Consider the following 17,509-nt stretch of genomic DNA (forward strand, 5'->3'; position numbering starts at 1 on the left):
CGCAGGAGATCGTCGTTTCGATCACAGATTCGCACTTCCCTTGTTGTGTTTTTTACACCCTAATCGTACAAATTACGCATAAATTAGATCGTTCCAATTAATTTATGAAAATTATCATATTGTTTTAAATGCATATTTTTAATTATTTTTATATCGAAACAAGGAAATTATTATGTGCTCTGTACGCACGATCACTGCACCGGAAGCTGCAGATTTGATTGTTGATGGCGCAGTTGTCACCGTCTCCTCCTCCAGTGGAATGGGGTGTCCGGATGCGGTGCTGGCAGCAATAGGTGAACGCTTTCAACGTGCCGGACATCCGCAAAACATCACCTCCATCCACCCTATCGCCGCTGGTGATATGTATGGCGTAAAAGGCATCGATCATCTGGCGCAACCGGGCTTACTGGCAAAAGTGATCGCTGGCTCCTACCCCTCCGGTCCATCATCAATGGCGCCTCCGTTAATCTGGCAAATGATCAATGACAACGCGATCCCCGCCTGGAATCTGCCTTCCGGGATCTTATTTGATATGCACCGGGAAGCGGCGGCTCATCGTCCTGGCGTGCTGACACAAACAGGCATGGATACCTATGTGGATCCCCTGTTGCAGGGCGGTGCAATGAATGAAAAAGCGGCGCAACAATCTCTGGTTGAACGTGTTCGATTTGCTAACGACGACTGGCTGTTTTTCCCCAGTATCGTGCCGCAGGTGGCGATCATTCGCGCTACCACTGCCGATGAACGCGGCAACCTGACTTATGAACATGAAGGGGCTTATCTGGGGCCACTGGAACAGGCTACTGCCGTTCGCAATAATGGTGGCATCATAATTGCGCAAGTAAAACGACAGGTTGCCGCCGGAAGTCTGAAACCAAAAGAGGTGCGTATTCCGGGTGTACTGGTGGATTACATCGTGATTGCGCCGGAACAAACACAAACGACACAAACGCAATATGAACCTGCCATTTCCGGCGAAATCAGTCGTCCGCTATCAGCCTTTCGTTATATGGAACATGGCCCGGCGCGAGTTATTGCCCAGCGAGTCGCGCAAGAACTACAAAGTGGAGATGCGGTAAATATTGGCTTTGGTATTTCTGCCAACGTACCACGCATTTTACTGGAACAAGGTCGCCACGGTGACGTCACCTGGCTGCTGGAACAGGGCGCGATTGGCGGAGTTCCACTGCTGGAATTTCAGTTCGGTTGTGCCTCTAATGCAGAAGCATTTTTGCCCTCTCCCCAGCAGTTCACCTATTTCCAGGGCGGTGGCTTTGATCTCACTCTGATGTCGTTTTTACAAATCGGCGCAGATGGCTCAGTGAACGTCTCACATCTCCCCGCTCGTCCACATGTCACTGCCGGATGCGGTGGATTTATTGATATCACCTCACATGCGAAGCGCATTATTTTCTCTGGCTTTTTCAATGCCGGTGCCCAACTGCAACTGGAAGAGGGTCAGCTGCGTATCATTAAAGAAGGCAAAGCCAAAAAACTGGTACAGGACGTCGCCCACGTGACGTTCTCCGGCAAACGCGCAATAAGACTCGGGCAACAAGTGCAGTACATCACTGAACGCTGCGTGCTGGAATTAACCCCAGACGGACTACTGGTCACGGAAATTGCCCCAGGTATTGATCCTGAACGCGACATTCTCGCCCAAAGCAATGCCCCACTCCGTCTGGCAGACGATCTCAAACTAATGAATCCCCACTATTTTCAACAAGGACGTCACCATGAATAACGGCACCATTGACCTCCAGCGCAACGGTTTCATTGCCACTTTGGTGATTAATCGCCCGGCAAAACTCAACGCATTAACCCCAGAGATGCTCGAACAACTGCTGGCGCATTGCCACACGTTGGAAACTGATTCGGAGATCCGCGTAGTACTGCTGACCAGTGCCAGTGAAAAAGCGTTTTGTGTCGGCGCGGATATTCATCGCTGGACCTCTCTTTCTGCACTCGATATGTGGCGCAACTGGATCCGCCGCGGTCATCAGGCATTTGATGCTCTGGCACAACTGCCACAGCCCGTAATCGCCCTGTTGCACGGCCTGGCTTATGGCGGTGGTCTGGAACTGGCTGCTACCACCGATATCCGTATTTGTAGCGCCGAAGCACAAATGGCACTACCAGAAACCGGGCTGGCGACAGTGCCTGGCTGGTCAGGAACGCAGCGGCTGACGGCACTGCTTGGGCGCTCACTGGTGAAAGAACTGGTATTTACCGGTGAACCACTGGATGCACAGCGGGCACTGTCCTGCGGGCTGGTGAATCGCGTTGTCGCCAGGGAGGCGTTACACGACGCCGGACTGCAACTGGCACAACGTATCGCCCAGCGTGCTCCCGTTGCAGTGCAGATCGCCAAGCAGGTTATTGATGCCGGAGAAGGTATTGCTGTGGCCTCGACGCTTGAAGCACTGGCTGGCGCTTTTTCCGCCACGACTGAAGATGCTCATGAAGGCAGTCAGGCATTTACTGAGAAGCGTCAACCGCACTTTAGTGCTCGATAACTTAGCATTTCATTTTGGATTTTAATAATAACGCAAGAATCCCATTGATTTTAGGCGGATTTCTTTTATCCGTCTGAAAGGAGACACATCATGCAACCTTCACAACCAGCAGAGAAAGCGAATGTTTCATCGGCAGATCTGCGTCGCGCGGCGTGGACCTGCTCTCTCGGCAGCGCACTGGAATACTACGATTTCGCACTTTACAGCCTGGCATCCGCCATTATTTTTGGTCCACTCTTTTTTCCTAATCAGGAACCGGGAATGGCGCTGATCGCCAGTTTTGGCACCTACTTTCTCGGATTTGCCGTCAGACCTGTAGGCGGAATTATCTTCGGCTCATTAGGTGATCGTTTGGGCCGTAAGTTCGTCCTGTTAGCAACGGTGTTGTTAATGGGAATCGCCAGCACGTTGATCGGGGTATTACCCACTTACGAAACAGCGGGAATCTGGGCGCCAATTATGCTTATTGCATTACGCCTGCTGCAAGGGCTTGGTGCTGGGGCTGAACAGGCGGGAGCCGCCGTACTGATGACCGAATATGCTCCTGACGGCAAACGGGGTTATTACGCCGCGCTGCCGTTCCTCGGAATCCAGATTGGTACGTTTATGGCATCTGCCGTTTACTTCATCCTGCTGCATAATGTGACAAATCTTGCCGAAACCTGGTGGTGGCGCTTGCCCTTCCTCTCCAGCGTGGTGATTATCGCGGTGGCTATTTATATTCGACTGCATCTTAAAGAATCGCCATCATTCGCAAAACTCGAAGCTCGTCAACAAGTTACAGAATCACCCTTACGAAATTTGCTGAAAACATCACGCCGTAATGTCTTCGTCGGGATTGGCTTACGTCTGGCAGAAAACGGCGGCTCGTCGATTTATCAGGCTTTAGCGATCAGTTATATCGTTGGTGTGGTTGGGCTGGACAAATCAGTTGGTACGCTATGCCTGATGTCTGCGGTAGTAGTCGGTGCAATTATGGTGCCTATTGCCGGTTGGCTGACCGATCGCTTCGGCAGGGTTCTTGTCTATCGTAGTCTGGCGATTTTTCAGTTGTTGATTACCTTTCCGGTGTGGTGGTCTTTCAGCCACGGTAATGTTCCTGTCACTATTGTCTCTCTTTCTCTGGCCTTAGGGATTGGAGCCTGGGGTATGTTTGGTGCACAAGGTGCTTTTCTGCCTGAACTCTTTGGTGCTCGCCATCGTTATATTGGCGTCGCACTGGCAAGGGAAGTTTCTGCCGTTATTGCCGGAGGGATCGCGCCACTGGTTGGTTCTGCAATCATTTCCTGGGTGATCCACACTAACGATCCCAGTGGTATTGCTGCCTGGATGCCAATCGCTATTTACCTTAGTCTGCTGACCGTTGGTACGATTATTGCGACTTTCTTTGCTCCAGAAACACGCGATCGTGATCTTGATGATCTTGCCGACGCTGAAACGATCAGCGTTTCCCAACATAACCAGACTACGGGCACCTCCCATGACGCATAATGTCTCTGAATCTATTATCGATTCCCTGACTGACGTGAAAATGCCCCATTACGCACCGCTGGCTCAAGTCAGCGGTAGTATCGACCTTAACGGTACCATTTTACCTGAGTACCGCTGCAACACGCTGGTTCTGGGCAGTGGCGCGGCAGGATGGCGAGCTGCCGTCGAGCTGAAACGGCAAAATGTCGATGTAATGGTCGCCTCCAGCAAAGCCTTCTGGGGAACTTCCGCCTGTTCTGGTTCTGATAAACAAACGCTTCACACCGCGAATACCCGTGCAAATGGTGACCATTTTCTGACATTAAGTAACACCCTGGCGGCAGGTGGTGCGATGGATCATGACACCGCATATGTTGAGGCGGTCGGATCGGTGAACACCTGTGAAGTACTGAAATATCTGGGTCTGGATCTGCCTGAAGATCTCTTTGGCGCAACGTTGCGTTACCAAACCGATCACGATGAATTTGGCCGTGCCACTAGCTGCGGTCCTCGAACATCGCGCCTGATGGTGAAGGTGCTGGCCCAGGAGGCAATGCGCCTTAATATTCCTCTTTGCGATCACACAACGGCGATTCGTATCCTGACCAGTGGTGAAGGAGAAAATCGACGAGTCGAGGGGGTGATCGCCATCGATAAAGCCTGTCGGGATAATCCCTGGAGAATGGTAGTGATTCGCTGTCAGCATCTGGTTTTAGCCACGGGCGGGCCTGGTGAACTTTATCGTGACAGTGTTTATCCGGTGAACTGTTTTAGTGCGTTGGGCATGGCGCTGGAAGCAGGGATAACTCTGGTTAATCTTACGGAAAGTCAGTTTGGTATCGGTACACCGCGCAACCAGTTTCCGTGGAATCTTTCCGGTACTTACATGCAGGCGATACCGCGCATCTATTCGCAGGACCACTCCGGGCGTCAGTATAATTTTCTGGCAACTTATTACCCCACGACTCGTATGCTGGCCTCCGCGATATTTCGCAAAGGTTACCAGTGGCCGTTTCACGCGGAACGAATGCTGGAATATGGCTCCAGCTTGCTGGATGTCGCAGTTTATGAAGAGACTCAAAAAGGGCGCGATGTTTTTCTCGATTTTCTACGGGAACCAGAACCCGCAGCGGACGGAACACTATTTAACCTGCGGGAGCTGGATGATGATGTCATCGACTATCTGCAACAAAATCACGCCCTGCTGGCACAACCGCTGGCGAGATTAACACAGATGAATCCTCTGGCTATTCGTTTGTATCAGATGCACGGTCATGATCTCACAGCCTCACCGCTCAAGTTTACGCTAAATAATCAACATCTTAATGGCGGAATTGAAGTTGATATTTGGGCACGTACATCGCTAACTGGTTGTTATGCTGCCGGAGAAAATGCCGGAACACATGGTGTCACGCGCCCAGGTGGAGCAGCGCTCAATGCCGGGCAAGTTTTCGCCCGCCGCTGTGCATTACATATTGCTCATCAGAAAAGCCAGGACCGGCCTCTCGAGAGGCAACAAATTCTCAGTACGATTAATGAGGCGCAACAGCACCTGAATCAGGGGCTGCTACGTGACGACGTGCGAGAAACGATACAAAATACCATGAGCCACCATGCCGCAATTTTGTGTCATACACAGGGGATCAACACTGCCGCGCAAACCCTGGCAACACTTTGTGAAGATATTCGCCGGGAAGGTATTCAATGCGATGAAAACAGCCTGGCACAATCTTTCCAGTGGCGACAAAGTGCGCAACTGGCGCTGGCTGTACTGCGTTCTTTACAATGTTATGTCGAAAACGGTGGTGGGAGTCGTGGTGCCAGGGCTATCTATGATGGCGAAGCCGGTATTGCACCGCAAACACCAGGTGGGCCACTCCTGGCCTGGCGTTTTCGGCCAGAAAATCAGGATGCCAGGCAATATATGATTTGTGTTTGTCGGGAAGCTAATGATTACCAAACCTGGACTCGCCCGTGCCGTGAACGGGGCGTATTAACGCTAACCAACTTTGAGCGCCAGTGGCAAAACTGGATTGCGGCGACGCCGTTTCAATACTGATCAGAGATATTCCGGGTTGTGACCGCAGCCCGGAAAAAATCCCCGCGCGGCCTGGCGACTACTGTTAGGCTTAAAACAGATATGTCGCTCAGTAAAGGAGTTTAAATGGCAATACGAATTGAATTTCACAAGCACGGTGGCCCGGAAGTACTTCAAGCCGTAGAGTTCACTCCTGCCGATCCGGCGGAGAATGAAATCCAGGTCGAAAATAAAGCCATCGGCATCAATTTTATCGACACGTATATCCGCAGCGGCCTTTACCCGCCGCCATCGCTACCCAGCGGATTAGGTACCGAAGCGGCAGGCATCGTGAGTAAAGTCGGCAGTGGTGTAAAGCATATTAAGGCAGGCGATCGCGTAGTCTATGCACAATCGGCATTAGGCGCTTACAGCTCTGTGCATAACATTAATGCAGATAAAGCGGCGATTCTGCCTGCGGCAATTTCTTTTGAGCAAGCTGCGGCATCCTTCCTGAAAGGCTTAACGGTTTATTATCTGCTGCGCAAAACCTATGAAATTAAACCCGATGAACAGTTCCTGTTCCACGCAGCGGCTGGCGGCGTTGGCTTGATTGCCTGCCAGTGGGCAAAAGCCCTGGGCGCGAAACTTATCGGCACTGTAGGAACCGCGCAAAAAGCGCAGAGTGCGCTAAAAGCGGGCGCGTGGCAGGTTATTAACTATCGTGAAGAGAATCTGGTCGAGCGATTGAAAGAGATCACCGGTGGTAAGAAAGTGCGCGTGGTGTACGATTCAGTGGGCAGAGACACCTGGGAACGGTCGCTGGATTGCCTGCAACGCCGCGGCTTAATGGTGAGTTTTGGCAACTCATCAGGTGCGGTTACCGGTGTGAACTTAGGCATTCTCAATCAGAAAGGCTCGTTGTATGTGACACGCCCTTCCCTGCAAGGCTATATCACCACGCGGGAGGAATTAACCGAGGCCAGTAATGAACTGTTCTCTTTGATTGCCAGCGGTGTGATTAAGGTCGATGTCGCCGAGCAGCAGAAATATCCGCTGAAGGATGCGCGGCGTGCGCATGAGATTCTGGAAAGCCGGGCGACGCAGGGTTCCAGCCTATTGATTCCATAAAAGAAATTGGGCTTCCACCTGGGAAGCCCTTTCTTTTATAGTTCGGCTGTATGTAGGGTACAGCTCGATGAATTTGTTTGACGCGCAATAGTGACAGATTTGATTATCAATTCCTATTTTGTTCTAAGGATAAAACCTTAGGTTGTGATCATCCGCACAATCCCTTAGTAACGCCAGCGGTCATAACGCTGATATTTCGGCACTTTTGGTGCTTTTATCGCCCTGATCACCCACACCACCGCAACCGCCAACAGCAGCCACGGCAGCAACTTAATCATCAATGCCAGCATACCGCCGAGGAACATAAAGGCCGTCGCCACAATCAGCGCGGCGATAATACCCAGCAACGAAACACCGGTGACCATCAGCATGACAAAAAAGCCAATTACAAAAAGTAGTTCCAGCATGATGCTCTCCCAAATATGAAATCTCTTGCTGGCATTACAAGAATCATGCCAAAAATAATCTATTGATTTAACAGCAAAACGCCCCGCGACGGGGCGCAGGGCGTGGTGAATTTGACTACTTTTTGGTGAAAAGTTAACGCTTATCCGCCACCAGTTTGAGCGCGTGTTCCAGCACATTAATGTCTGCACCCGCTTTATGGGCATTTTCACTTAAATAACGCCGCCACTGCCGCGCGCCAGGAATACCCTGGAACAAGCCCAGCATATGCCGGGTAATATGGCCGAGATACGTACCCTGGCTGAGTTCACGCTCAATGTACGGATACATGGCGCGCACTACCGCCACCGGATCGGCATCGGTATCCGAGGAACCAAAAATCTCTCGGTCTACCGCCGCCAGAATCCCCGGATTCTGATACGCCTCGCGCCCGACCATCACGCCATCCATATGTTGCAAATGCGCTTTAGCTTCTTCCAGCGACTTGATACCACCGTTAATCGACATCGTCAGATGCGGAAAGTCACGCTTCAGTTGATACACACGCGGATAATCGAGAGGCGGGATCTCACGGTTTTCTTTCGGACTTAACCCAGAAAGCCAGGCTTTACGTGCGTGGATGATGAACATCTCACACTCACCTTTGCCGGAAACGGTGTTGATGAAATCGCAGAGAAATTCATAGCTGTCCTGATCATCGATGCCAATACGCGTTTTCACCGTCACCGGAATCGACACCACATCGCGCATCGCTTTCACGCAGTCGGCAACCAGCTGCGCATTACCCATCAGACACGCACCAAACATGCCGTTCTGCACCCGGTCAGACGGGCAGCCGACATTCAGGTTGATCTCATCGTATCCACGCGCTTCTGCCAGCTTCGCACACTGTGCCAGCGCCGCCGGATCGCTACCCCCGAGTTGCAACGCTACCGGATGTTCTTCTTCACTGTACGCCAGGTAATCACCTTTACCGTGAATAATCGCCCCTGTGGTCACCATTTCGGTATACAGCAACGTATTGCGGGAAAGCAGACGCAAGAAATAACGGCAATGTCTGTCCGTCCAGTCAAGCATCGGGGCAATCGAGAAACGGTAAGCGGGATAAACAGTGTGTGATTCTGCTGGCATGGCGACTTTTTAAGCATCTGGTAAATTGGGGGCGCTACTATAGCATAACGAATATGCGATCAGGCAATATGACAGCCATGACACCCTGTTCTCGGCGTTTAAGCGAGAACTATGGTAAAGTAAGGGCATTCTTAACCCCACTGTCGAGGTGCCCAATGGAAAAGACCACAACGCAGGAGTTATTAGCGCAGGCTGAAAAAATCTGCGCACAGCGTAATGTGCGCCTGACCCCACAGCGTCTCGAAGTGTTGCGCCTGATGAGTCTGCAGGATGGCGCTATCAGCGCTTATGATCTGCTTGATTTGCTGCGCGAAGCTGAACCGCAAGCCAAGCCGCCAACGGTTTATCGCGCGCTGGAGTTTCTGCTTGAACAAGGTTTTGTGCATAAGGTGGAATCCACCAACAGTTATGTGCTCTGTCATCTGTTCGATCAGCCCACCCATACTTCAGCCATGTTTATTTGCGATCGCTGCGGCGCGGTGAAAGAAGAATGTGCTGAAGGCGTGGAAGACATCATGCATACGCTGGCGGCAAAAATGGGTTTTGCCCTGCGGCATAATGTTATTGAAGCACATGGATTATGTTCAGCATGTGTAGAAGTAGAAGCGTGTCGTCATCCCGAACAGTGCCATCATGACCACTCTATTCAGGTGAAAAAGAAACCTCGCTAAAAGGGTGTACATCCTTGTACATGTCGGGCAGGAGGGATTAATTACCAGCGGTAATCATGGCGTTTTTCCCAACTATCAACCTCTTTTTCTGCCTGATCTTTCTGATAACCGTAGCGTTCCTGGATTTTACCCACTAACTGATCACGTTTTCCTTCAATGATCGTCATATCATCATCGGTCAGTTTGCCCCATTGCTCTTTCACTTTACCTTTAAACTGTTTCCAGTTACCGCCGGCTTCATCTTTATTCATAATCAAGACCTCATCGTTAGGTTGTGAATGAGAGTACGTTCACTTTTCTTCTGAACGTGAGATTAAGTGTAGTCAGCAATTTGGCTTAGGATTATTTATTCAGAATTTTTAACCGTCACGTTGCGACAAACCAGGTATCGTTACGCCAGTGACGCCGCCAGATAGCCGCCAGAGAAAGCCCGCGTAACGCCAGAAAGACGGTTAACGCCAGCCACAAACCATGATTCCCCAGCCACGGCAGCGTAAGGAGCGTCAGTGCAAAACCTGCGGCGGCCACCGCCATACTGTTACGCATTTCGGCGGCACGCGTTGCGCCTATAAACATGCCGTCCAGCAGATAACACCAGACGCCGACCAACGGCAAAATCACCTGCCAGATAAGATAGCGGTCAGCCAGCTGCTGAATCTGGGTTAACGACGTCAGCAACGCAATGATGTGTTCCCCTGCCAGCAAATAAACCACCGAAAACAGTAACGCTACGATCCCCGACTGGCGGCACGCTGCCCGCCAGACATCCAGCAATTGACTACCGTCGCGCGCACCGTATGCCTGACCGGAATGTGCTTCAACCGCGTAGGCAAAACCATCCAGCGCATAGGCGGTAAAGGTGAGTAGCGTCATCAGAACTGCGTTAACAGCGATAATGTCACTCCCCAGTCGCGCGCCAAGTACAGTGATCGCGCCGAAACAGAGTTGCAGCAACAGCGAGCGCAGCATGATATCGCGGTTAAGCGCCAGCAAGTGACGGAAGTTTCCTCGCCAGGCTGTTTTCAGCATTTCGCCGGAGATTCCGCGTAGTTTGAGAATTTTACGCACCATTAGCAGACCAATCAGCAATGTTGCATATTCCGCAATAACCGTCGCCAGAGCCGCGCCCTGCACGTTCATATGCAGCCCCATCACCAGCCAGACATCCAGCACAATGTTGAGGATATTGCCGACCACTAACAAAATTACTGGCGCACGGGCATATTGCACGCCGAGTAACCAGCCAAGTAATACCAGATTCGCCAGCGACGCCGGTGCGCTTAACCAGCGGATTTCAAGAAAGCGTCGCGCCTGTTCCAGGACTGCTTCACTACCACCAACAATATGCAGCGCCAGATCGATAATCGGCGTACGCAGCAGCGCAATTAACGCCCCGGCCCCCAACGCCAACAGCAACGGTTGCACCAGCGCACGGGCTAATGCCTGAGGATTTTTGGCACCATAAGCCTGTGCAGTCAGCCCGGTGGTGCTCATGCGTAAAAACAGCAACAACATAAAGAGAAAGCTGGTCGCCGTTGCACCAACCGCCACGCCGCCTAAATAAACCGGACTATCAAGATGACCAATTACCGCCGTATCGACCAGTCCCAGCAACGGAACGGTGATATTGGAGAAAATCATGGGTAAGGCGAGATGCCAGAGTGCTTTATCAGATGAAGTGAGGAATGCCATGCAGACAAGCCTGATGAAGAGAGATGAAAAACAAACCGCGACGCCAGGCGGCATCGCGGTCTCAGAGATATGTTACAGCCAGTCGCCGTTGCGAATAACCCCAACCGCCAGCCCCTCAATGGTGAAGCTCTGCTGACGAAGGTCAACGACAATTGGTTTAAACTCGCTGTTTTCTGGCAACAGTTCGACTTTATTGCCCTGTTTTTTCAGGCGTTTAACGGTAACTTCGTCATCAATACGTGCGACAACGACCTGACCGTTACGTACATCCTGAGTTTTATGCACTGCCAGCAAATCGCCATCCATAATGCCGATATCTTTCATCGACATCCCGCTGACACGCAGCAGGAAATCAGCATTCGGCTTGAACAAGGAAGGATCGACCTGATAATGACCTTCAATATGCTGTTGCGCCAGAAGCGGTTCACCGGCAGCCACACGACCTACCAGCGGCAACCCTTCTTCCTCTTCCTGCAATAAACGAATCCCGCGTGATGCGCCGGAAACAATTTCAATAACGCCTTTGCGTGCCAGCGCCTTCAGATGTTCTTCAGCCGCGTTTGGGGAACGGAACCCCAAACGCTGCGCGATTTCCGCACGCGTCGGCGGCATACCTGTCTGGCTGATGTGATCACGGATGAGATCAAACACCTCTTGTTGCCTGGCCGTTAACGCTTTCATTCCGCCCCCTGGGTGTATATACAGTTATGCTGTGAGTATATACAGCAAAAGGCGATTTTGGAACCATAAACTGCACAATAAACCAGAGATTTATCGAAATCTGGAAGGGTTATCCAAAATGCGACCATAACAGGATGCACCAGGTAATCACGGCGACGATAATGGCAATCAGCACTGCGGCGGATCCCATATCTTTAGCGCGTCCGGAAAGCTCATGGTATTCAGAGCCAATTCGGTCAACCACAGCTTCGATGGCGCTATTGAGAATTTCCACAATCATCACCAGCATCACGGAGCTGATAAGCAGCACGCGGGTAATCGCGTCCACATCCAGCCAGCAGGCGATAACCACCGCTAACAATACCGCTACGCCTTCCTGACGGAATGCCGCTTCGTTGATCCATGCAGCGCGTAAACCTTTCCAGGAATAGCCAGCAGCTTTAATAATTCGGATGAATCCAGTGGTATTATTGGCCATTGAAAGAACCTTTTTACATTATGAGCGTCAATATCAGTGTACCGTTAAATCCGATGATTCGGGTTTGCGTAACGCCGCGCGAAACATGAGCGGATACCACAGAATTTCCCATGACTTTCTGCTATCCTTGCCGCGCATTTGCATTATTAACCAGAGGCTTTACATCGTTTATGTCCGGCTGGCCACGAATTTACTACAAATTACTGAATTTACCATTAAGCATCCTGGTAAAAAGCAAGTCTATTCCGGCGGATCCTGCCCCGGAACTGGGGCTGGATACCTCTCGTCCAATTATGTACGTTTTACCGTACAACTCGAAAGCTGACTTGCTGACGTTGCGCGCCCAGTGTCTGGCACATGACCTGCCTGACCCGTTAGAGCCGCTGGAAATCGACGGCACGCTACTGCCGCGCTATGTGTTCATTCACGGCGGGCCGCGTGTGTTCACCTATTACACGCCGAAAGAAGAGTCTATTAAGCTGTTCCACGACTATCTCGATTTGCACCGCAGCAACCCAAATCTGGATGTGCAGATGGTGCCAGTATCGGTGATGTTTGGTCGCGCGCCGGGGCGTGAAAAAGGCGAAGTGAACCCGCCGCTGCGTATGCTTAACGGTGTACAGAAATTTTTCGCTGTACTGTGGCTCGGTCGCGACAGTTTTGTGCGTTTCTCGCCGTCAGTTTCGCTGCGCCGTATGGCGGATGAACACGGCACGGATAAAACTATCGCTCAGAAACTGGCGCGCGTGGCGCGTATGCACTTTGCCCGTCAACGCCTGGCTGCCGTGGGTCCACGTCTGCCTGCTCGTCAGGATCTGTTTAATAAGCTGCTCGCCTCCCGCGCCATTGCGAAAGCGGTAGAAGATGAAGCGCGCAGCAAAAAAATCTCCCATGAAAAAGCGCAGCAGAACGCGATTGCGCTGATGGAAGAGATTGCGGCGAATTTCTCTTACGAGATGATCCGCCTGACTGACCGCATTCTGGGCTTCACCTGGAACCGACTTTACCAGGGTATCAACGTCCATAACGCCGAGCGCGTTCGCCAGCTGGCCCACGACGGCCATGAGCTAGTGTATGTGCCTTGCCACCGCAGTCACATGGACTACCTGCTGCTTTCTTACGTGCTGTATCACCAGGGGCTGGTGCCGCCGCATATCGCCGCCGGGATCAACCTGAACTTCTGGCCGGCCGGGCCGATTTTCCGCCGTCTGGGGGCGTTCTTTATTCGCCGTACGTTTAAAGGCAATAAACTTTATTCCACCGTTTTCCGTGAGTATCTCGGCGAACTGTTCAGCCGTGGTTATTCCGTCGAGTATTTCGTGGAAGGCGGTCGTTCCCGTACGGGGCGTTTGCTGGATCCGAAAACCGGTACGCTATCGATGACCATTCAGGCGATGCTGCGTGGCGGCACTCGTCCGATTACGCTGATTCCGATCTATATCGGTTATGAGCACGTCATGGAAGTGGGTACTTACGCCAAAGAACTGCGCGGTGCGACGAAAGAGAAAGAGAGCCTGCCGCAGATGCTGCGTGGTTTAAGCAAGCTGCGTAATCTCGGTCAGGGTTACGTCAACTTCGGTGAACCAATGCCGTTGATGACCTACCTTAACCAGCACGTACCAGACTGGCGTGAATCTATCGATCCCATCGAAGCGGTGCGTCCGGCCTGGTTAACGCCGACGGTCAATAATATTGCTGCCGATCTGATGGTACGCATTAACAACGCAGGCGCGGCAAACGCCATGAACCTGTGCTGTACTGCGCTTCTGGCGTCACGTCAGCGCTCACTCACCCGCGAGCAGTTAACCGAGCAACTCAACTGCTACCTGGATCTGATGCGCAACGTGCCTTACTCCACGGACTCTACCGTTCCTTCAGCCAGCGCCAGCGAGCTTATCGATCACGCGCTGCAAATGAACAAGTTTGAAGTTGAGAAAGACACTATCGGCGACATCATCATTCTGCCGCGCGAGCAAGCGGTGCTGATGACCTACTATCGCAACAACATTGCACATATGTTGGTGCTGCCTTCGCTGATGGCGGCAATTGTCACCCAGCATCGCCACATCTCCCGCGACGTATTGATGGAGCACGTCAATGTGCTTTACCCAATGCTGAAAGCGGAGCTGTTCCTGCGCTGGGATCGCGACGAGTTACCGGACGTTATTGATGCGCTGGCAAATGAGATGCAACGTCAGGGGCTGATTACCCTGCAAGATGATGAGTTGCATATCAACCCGGCGCATTCTCGCACGCTACAGCTGCTGGCCGCAGGCGCGCGCGAAACGCTGCAACGTTATGCCATCACCTTCTGGCTGTTGAGTGCCAACCCGTCGATCAACCGCGGTACGCTGGAAAAAGAGAGCCGCACCGTCGCGCAACGTCTCTCCGTGCTGCACGGTATCAACGCGCCGGAGTTCTTCGACAAGGCGGTGTTCAGTTCTCTGGTGCTGACACTGCGTGATGAAGGGTATATCAGCGATAGCGGCGACGCCGAACCGGCAGAAACGATGAAGGTGTATCAGTTGCTGGCGGAGTTGATTACATCAGACGTGCGTTTGACGATTGAGAGTGCGACGCAGGGCGAAGGGTAATCAGTGAGAATTGCCGGATGCGACGCAAACGCCTTATTCGGCCTACCATGATCTGCAAATTCAATAAATTGCGATATGTTGTAGGCCTGAGAAGCGCAGCGCATCAGGCAACCCAGAAGAAAGCCGGATGATCATCCGGCTTTTTTACATCATCAGAAATGCCAGTAACTCATTGCCAGCCCTAAAAACAGTACCAGACCAACATAGTTATTATTCATAAATGCTTTAAAGCAGGCTTCACGCTCGCGGTTGGCAATCAGTTTTTGTTGATAAACAAACAGCGCGCCAGCTACCAGAATTGACCAGTAATATCCCCAGCCTAAGCCATTTAACTCACCGATGATCGCCATCAGCGCTAGTACGCCAATCTGAAAAATACCAATAATCAATTTATCGTATTGGCCGAACAGGATTGCGGTGGATTTAATGCCAATCTTCACATCATCATCGCGGTCAACCATCGCATACTGCGTGTCGTAAGCCACCGCCCAGAGAATATTGGCGAGGAACATTAACCAGCAACTCAATGGCACCGACTCACTCACAGCGGCAAAAGCCATTGGAATCGACCAGCCAAACGCCGCGCCCAGCACCACTTGCGGTAGATGGGTATACCGCTTCATAAACGGGTATACCCACGCCAGCGCCAGCGCGGCAATCGACAACAGAATAGTCATCGTATTCAGCGTCAGCACCAGTAAAAATGAAATCAGTACCAGCACTACAAACAGCGCGCGCGCCTCTTTCTCCGTTACCGCGCCGCTGGGAAGTGGTCGGTTCGCCGTGCGCTTAACATGACCATCAAACTTGCGGTCAGCATAATCATTCACCACACAACCAGCAGCGCGCATCAGCCAGACGCCCGCGACAAACACCGCCAGGATCCAGAGCTGGGGAACGCCCGGTGTCGCCACCCACAACGCCCATAATGTTGGCCAGAGCAGCAGTAACGCGCCAATTGGCTTATCCGTACGCATTAAGCGATGAAACGCCAGCAGCTTATTCTGCGTCAGACTCCACTCCATATTTTTTTCCTCTTAGTACAACGGTGACGCCGGTAAAAACAGTTCTGTTAGCAACAGCGGTTTACCGCTTAATCGCAGGCGGGAACGTCGCCCCCACAGTCCGGCATCACGGCCTATCTCAATAAAGTCCCGGGTTAATGTCGATGATGTGAACAGATAGCGTCCTAACGGCGTTTTACCTAATTTTTGTAACGCCAGCTCCGGCCCGCTTAACGTTGACACAGGAACGACGGTACGACCGGCAAGCCACGGTTCACCATCGGCACATAACAAAATTTCACGTAACCAGTAACGAGACTCTTTCGGCAGCAGTGGCAGTTCTTCGGGGATTTCATTCTGCTCGACAAACCCTTCGCGGATCATCGTCACGCTCACCGTTTTTCCCTGCTGTTCAAAACGTTTTGTCATGGAATCTTCCAGCAACAGCCAGTCGAGCAGTTGCGGCTCTAGGGCAGGGATCTCTGTAAAATAGCGCAGCGCACGCAGTTGCGTTAACGCGGGGTGTGACATGCCGAACTCTCCGTTACATAACGTAAAGGCATTGTATCGCAGAAAAATATTTACGGGAGATGTAAAGCAAATTAAGTGAACTAATGCGCAACAAAAACGCAACAATAGTACAGGAGGAGAAAAAAAGGTGCGCCAGGAGACGCACCAGTTGTTGCAAAATCAGCACTGTGGGGCGTAATTACCCCTTGCCTTTTACACTGCTGATAAAGGTGGAACGGGCAGATGTCGACCCCAGGCGTTCAGCTTCATCAAGCAGTTTTAACGCCTTATCAACATCACCTTTCGCGACAGCGTTTTTGATCGCGGTATTAAAATAACTTTCCGTGTCGTTGAGCATCGGCTCGCTTTTCTTCACCGGTGCCGGAGCGGGTGCAGCCACAGCTGGTGCCGCCGTGTTGCCTACCGTAACCGGAGCTGGAGCGGAAGAACCAAATAGTGGTCCTACCAACACGCTGGAGCTGGAGTTCGTTTTCACTTTCAGTTTCAGTAAGCCATCGGTGGTATGACGAGCAACCGGATCGGGAATATCCGGGATCGAGTTACCGACGCCTTTGGCATAGGCTTTAGCCGGGTCGAGCAGTTGAGTCGTCTGCTGGAGATCTTTTTCCGTGGTAAAGACCAGAACATAAAGTTTTTGCTGCCCCAACGCCGGTGTCAGGCGCATAACGCCTTCCAGCCGATCTGCACTCATCACGCCGGGTTCCTGGTAGGTGAAATAACTGCTGGGGAAGAAGGCTGATGGAGTCATGTTCTGATCAAGAATCAGCACATTCGGCGCAAATACGCTGGTTTGTTTGTTCACTTCGCTGGTCAGCGTCAGTGTCAGTTCACCAATGTTTGCCGGGACGCTGTACGCAGCAACCGGACCACTGATGCCAGGGACATTCAGTTGTTGGCCGCCGGTCGACAGTTGAGTAGTCTGGGTTTTAGATTGATCGACCGGTGTCCAGGTGAGTTGTTGCAGCGCGGCAGATGGAATGGCTGGCGCGTCGCTGGTGTTTTGCGGTACGTAGTTAACATCGGCAAGACTGATTCCAGGTGCGCTTGCCAGCAACCCTGCTGATAAACAGAGAGCGATGAGACTTTTATTCATTTTCATTGTTTTCACCTCAAAATCTGGAGCTCAGCGGTAGCCAGGCAATAGCGCGCTAAACCCGATAATCAGAGGGGCTTTCGCCCCTTAAAGCT

At 51.8% G+C, this 17,509-nt stretch carries 16 protein-coding genes; 7 read left to right on the forward strand and 9 right to left on the reverse strand.

The genetic code is table 11. The features are described from left to right. Positions 1-172: 172 nt before the first annotated feature. The 5 genes from EAS44_RS23120 (at position 173) to qorA (ending at position 7,134) form a co-directional block, all read left to right on the forward strand. Positions 173-1,744, forward strand: a complete 1,572-nt coding sequence (locus EAS44_RS23120) for an acyl CoA:acetate/3-ketoacid CoA transferase (RefSeq protein WP_000337271.1) — start codon at positions 173-175, stop codon at positions 1,742-1,744. Next, a complete protein-coding gene (locus EAS44_RS23125) occupies positions 1,737-2,516 on the forward strand; it encodes an enoyl-CoA hydratase/isomerase family protein (protein WP_001059070.1) in 780 nt (259 codons plus the stop codon). The genes EAS44_RS23120 and EAS44_RS23125 overlap by 8 nt, the downstream gene beginning before the upstream one ends. Before the next feature lie 90 nt (positions 2,517-2,606). After that, a complete protein-coding gene (locus tag EAS44_RS23130; protein WP_001183173.1) occupies positions 2,607-4,007 on the forward strand; it encodes an MFS transporter in 1,401 nt (466 codons plus the stop codon). Then, positions 3,997-6,045, forward strand: a complete 2,049-nt coding sequence (locus tag EAS44_RS23135) for an FAD-binding protein (protein WP_000149529.1) — start codon at positions 3,997-3,999, stop codon at positions 6,043-6,045. Before EAS44_RS23130 ends, EAS44_RS23135 begins: the two co-directional genes overlap by 11 nt. Before the next feature lie 105 nt (positions 6,046-6,150). Continuing rightward, positions 6,151-7,134 (forward strand): quinone oxidoreductase, encoded by a 984-nt coding sequence (gene qorA, locus EAS44_RS23140; RefSeq protein ID WP_001007672.1) that lies wholly within the window; start codon positions 6,151-6,153, stop codon positions 7,132-7,134. 164 nt (positions 7,135-7,298) lie between these two features. Here the strand turns inward: qorA and pspG are convergent, their stop codons facing one another. Both pspG and dusA read right to left on the reverse strand, forming a co-directional pair. Continuing rightward, complete coding sequence (gene pspG / locus EAS44_RS23145) at positions 7,299-7,541, reverse strand: envelope stress response protein PspG (RefSeq protein ID WP_000891396.1); 243 nt, start codon at positions 7,539-7,541, stop codon at positions 7,299-7,301. 133 nt (positions 7,542-7,674) lie between these two features. Next, complete coding sequence (gene dusA, locus EAS44_RS23150) at positions 7,675-8,670, reverse strand: tRNA dihydrouridine(20/20a) synthase DusA (protein ID WP_001110630.1); 996 nt, start codon at positions 8,668-8,670, stop codon at positions 7,675-7,677. Between the two features lie 155 nt (positions 8,671-8,825). Here dusA and zur point away from each other — a divergent pair, with 155 nt between their 5' ends. Then, a complete protein-coding gene (zur, locus tag EAS44_RS23155; protein WP_000416264.1) occupies positions 8,826-9,341 on the forward strand; it encodes a zinc uptake transcriptional repressor Zur in 516 nt (171 codons plus the stop codon). 41 nt (positions 9,342-9,382) lie between these two features. Here zur and yjbJ read toward each other — a convergent pair whose 3' ends face one another. The 4 genes from yjbJ to dgkA all read right to left on the reverse strand — a co-directional run bounded on the left by yjbJ (position 9,383) and on the right by dgkA (position 12,192). Then, positions 9,383-9,592, reverse strand: a complete 210-nt coding sequence (yjbJ, locus tag EAS44_RS23160) for a CsbD family protein (RefSeq protein ID WP_001296638.1) — start codon at positions 9,590-9,592, stop codon at positions 9,383-9,385. A gap of 115 nt (positions 9,593-9,707) precedes the next feature. Beyond that, positions 9,708-11,033 (reverse strand): MATE family efflux transporter DinF, encoded by a 1,326-nt coding sequence (dinF, locus tag EAS44_RS23165; RefSeq protein WP_001296637.1) that lies wholly within the window; start codon positions 11,031-11,033, stop codon positions 9,708-9,710. A gap of 72 nt (positions 11,034-11,105) precedes the next feature. Further along, the gene (gene lexA / locus EAS44_RS23170) at positions 11,106-11,714 is read right to left on the reverse strand and encodes a transcriptional repressor LexA (protein ID WP_000646078.1); all 609 of its coding nucleotides are present in this window, start codon (positions 11,712-11,714) and stop codon (positions 11,106-11,108) included. 109 nt (positions 11,715-11,823) lie between these two features. Continuing rightward, complete coding sequence (gene dgkA, locus EAS44_RS23175; RefSeq protein ID WP_000002899.1) at positions 11,824-12,192, reverse strand: diacylglycerol kinase; 369 nt, start codon at positions 12,190-12,192, stop codon at positions 11,824-11,826. Between the two features lie 170 nt (positions 12,193-12,362). Here dgkA and plsB point away from each other — a divergent pair, with 170 nt between their 5' ends. Beyond that, complete coding sequence (gene plsB, locus EAS44_RS23180) at positions 12,363-14,786, forward strand: glycerol-3-phosphate 1-O-acyltransferase PlsB (RefSeq protein WP_000017354.1); 2,424 nt, start codon at positions 12,363-12,365, stop codon at positions 14,784-14,786. Between the two features lie 152 nt (positions 14,787-14,938). Here plsB and ubiA read toward each other — a convergent pair whose 3' ends face one another. From ubiA to malM, 3 genes are all read right to left on the reverse strand, one after another. After that, complete coding sequence (ubiA, locus tag EAS44_RS23185) at positions 14,939-15,811, reverse strand: 4-hydroxybenzoate octaprenyltransferase (RefSeq protein WP_000455225.1); 873 nt, start codon at positions 15,809-15,811, stop codon at positions 14,939-14,941. Positions 15,812-15,823: 12 nt separating this feature from the next. Continuing rightward, entirely contained in the window at positions 15,824-16,321 is a 498-nt protein-coding gene (ubiC, locus tag EAS44_RS23190; protein WP_000019227.1) for a chorismate lyase, read from the reverse strand. A gap of 178 nt (positions 16,322-16,499) precedes the next feature. Continuing rightward, positions 16,500-17,420: a maltose operon protein MalM gene (gene malM, locus EAS44_RS23195; RefSeq protein WP_001298285.1), complete on the reverse strand. Its 921-nt coding sequence runs from the start codon at positions 17,418-17,420 to the stop codon at positions 16,500-16,502. Positions 17,421-17,509 lie beyond the last annotated feature (89 nt).

Source organism: Escherichia coli DSM 30083 = JCM 1649 = ATCC 11775 (genome assembly GCF_003697165.2).
GTDB lineage: Bacteria > Pseudomonadota > Gammaproteobacteria > Enterobacterales > Enterobacteriaceae > Escherichia > Escherichia coli.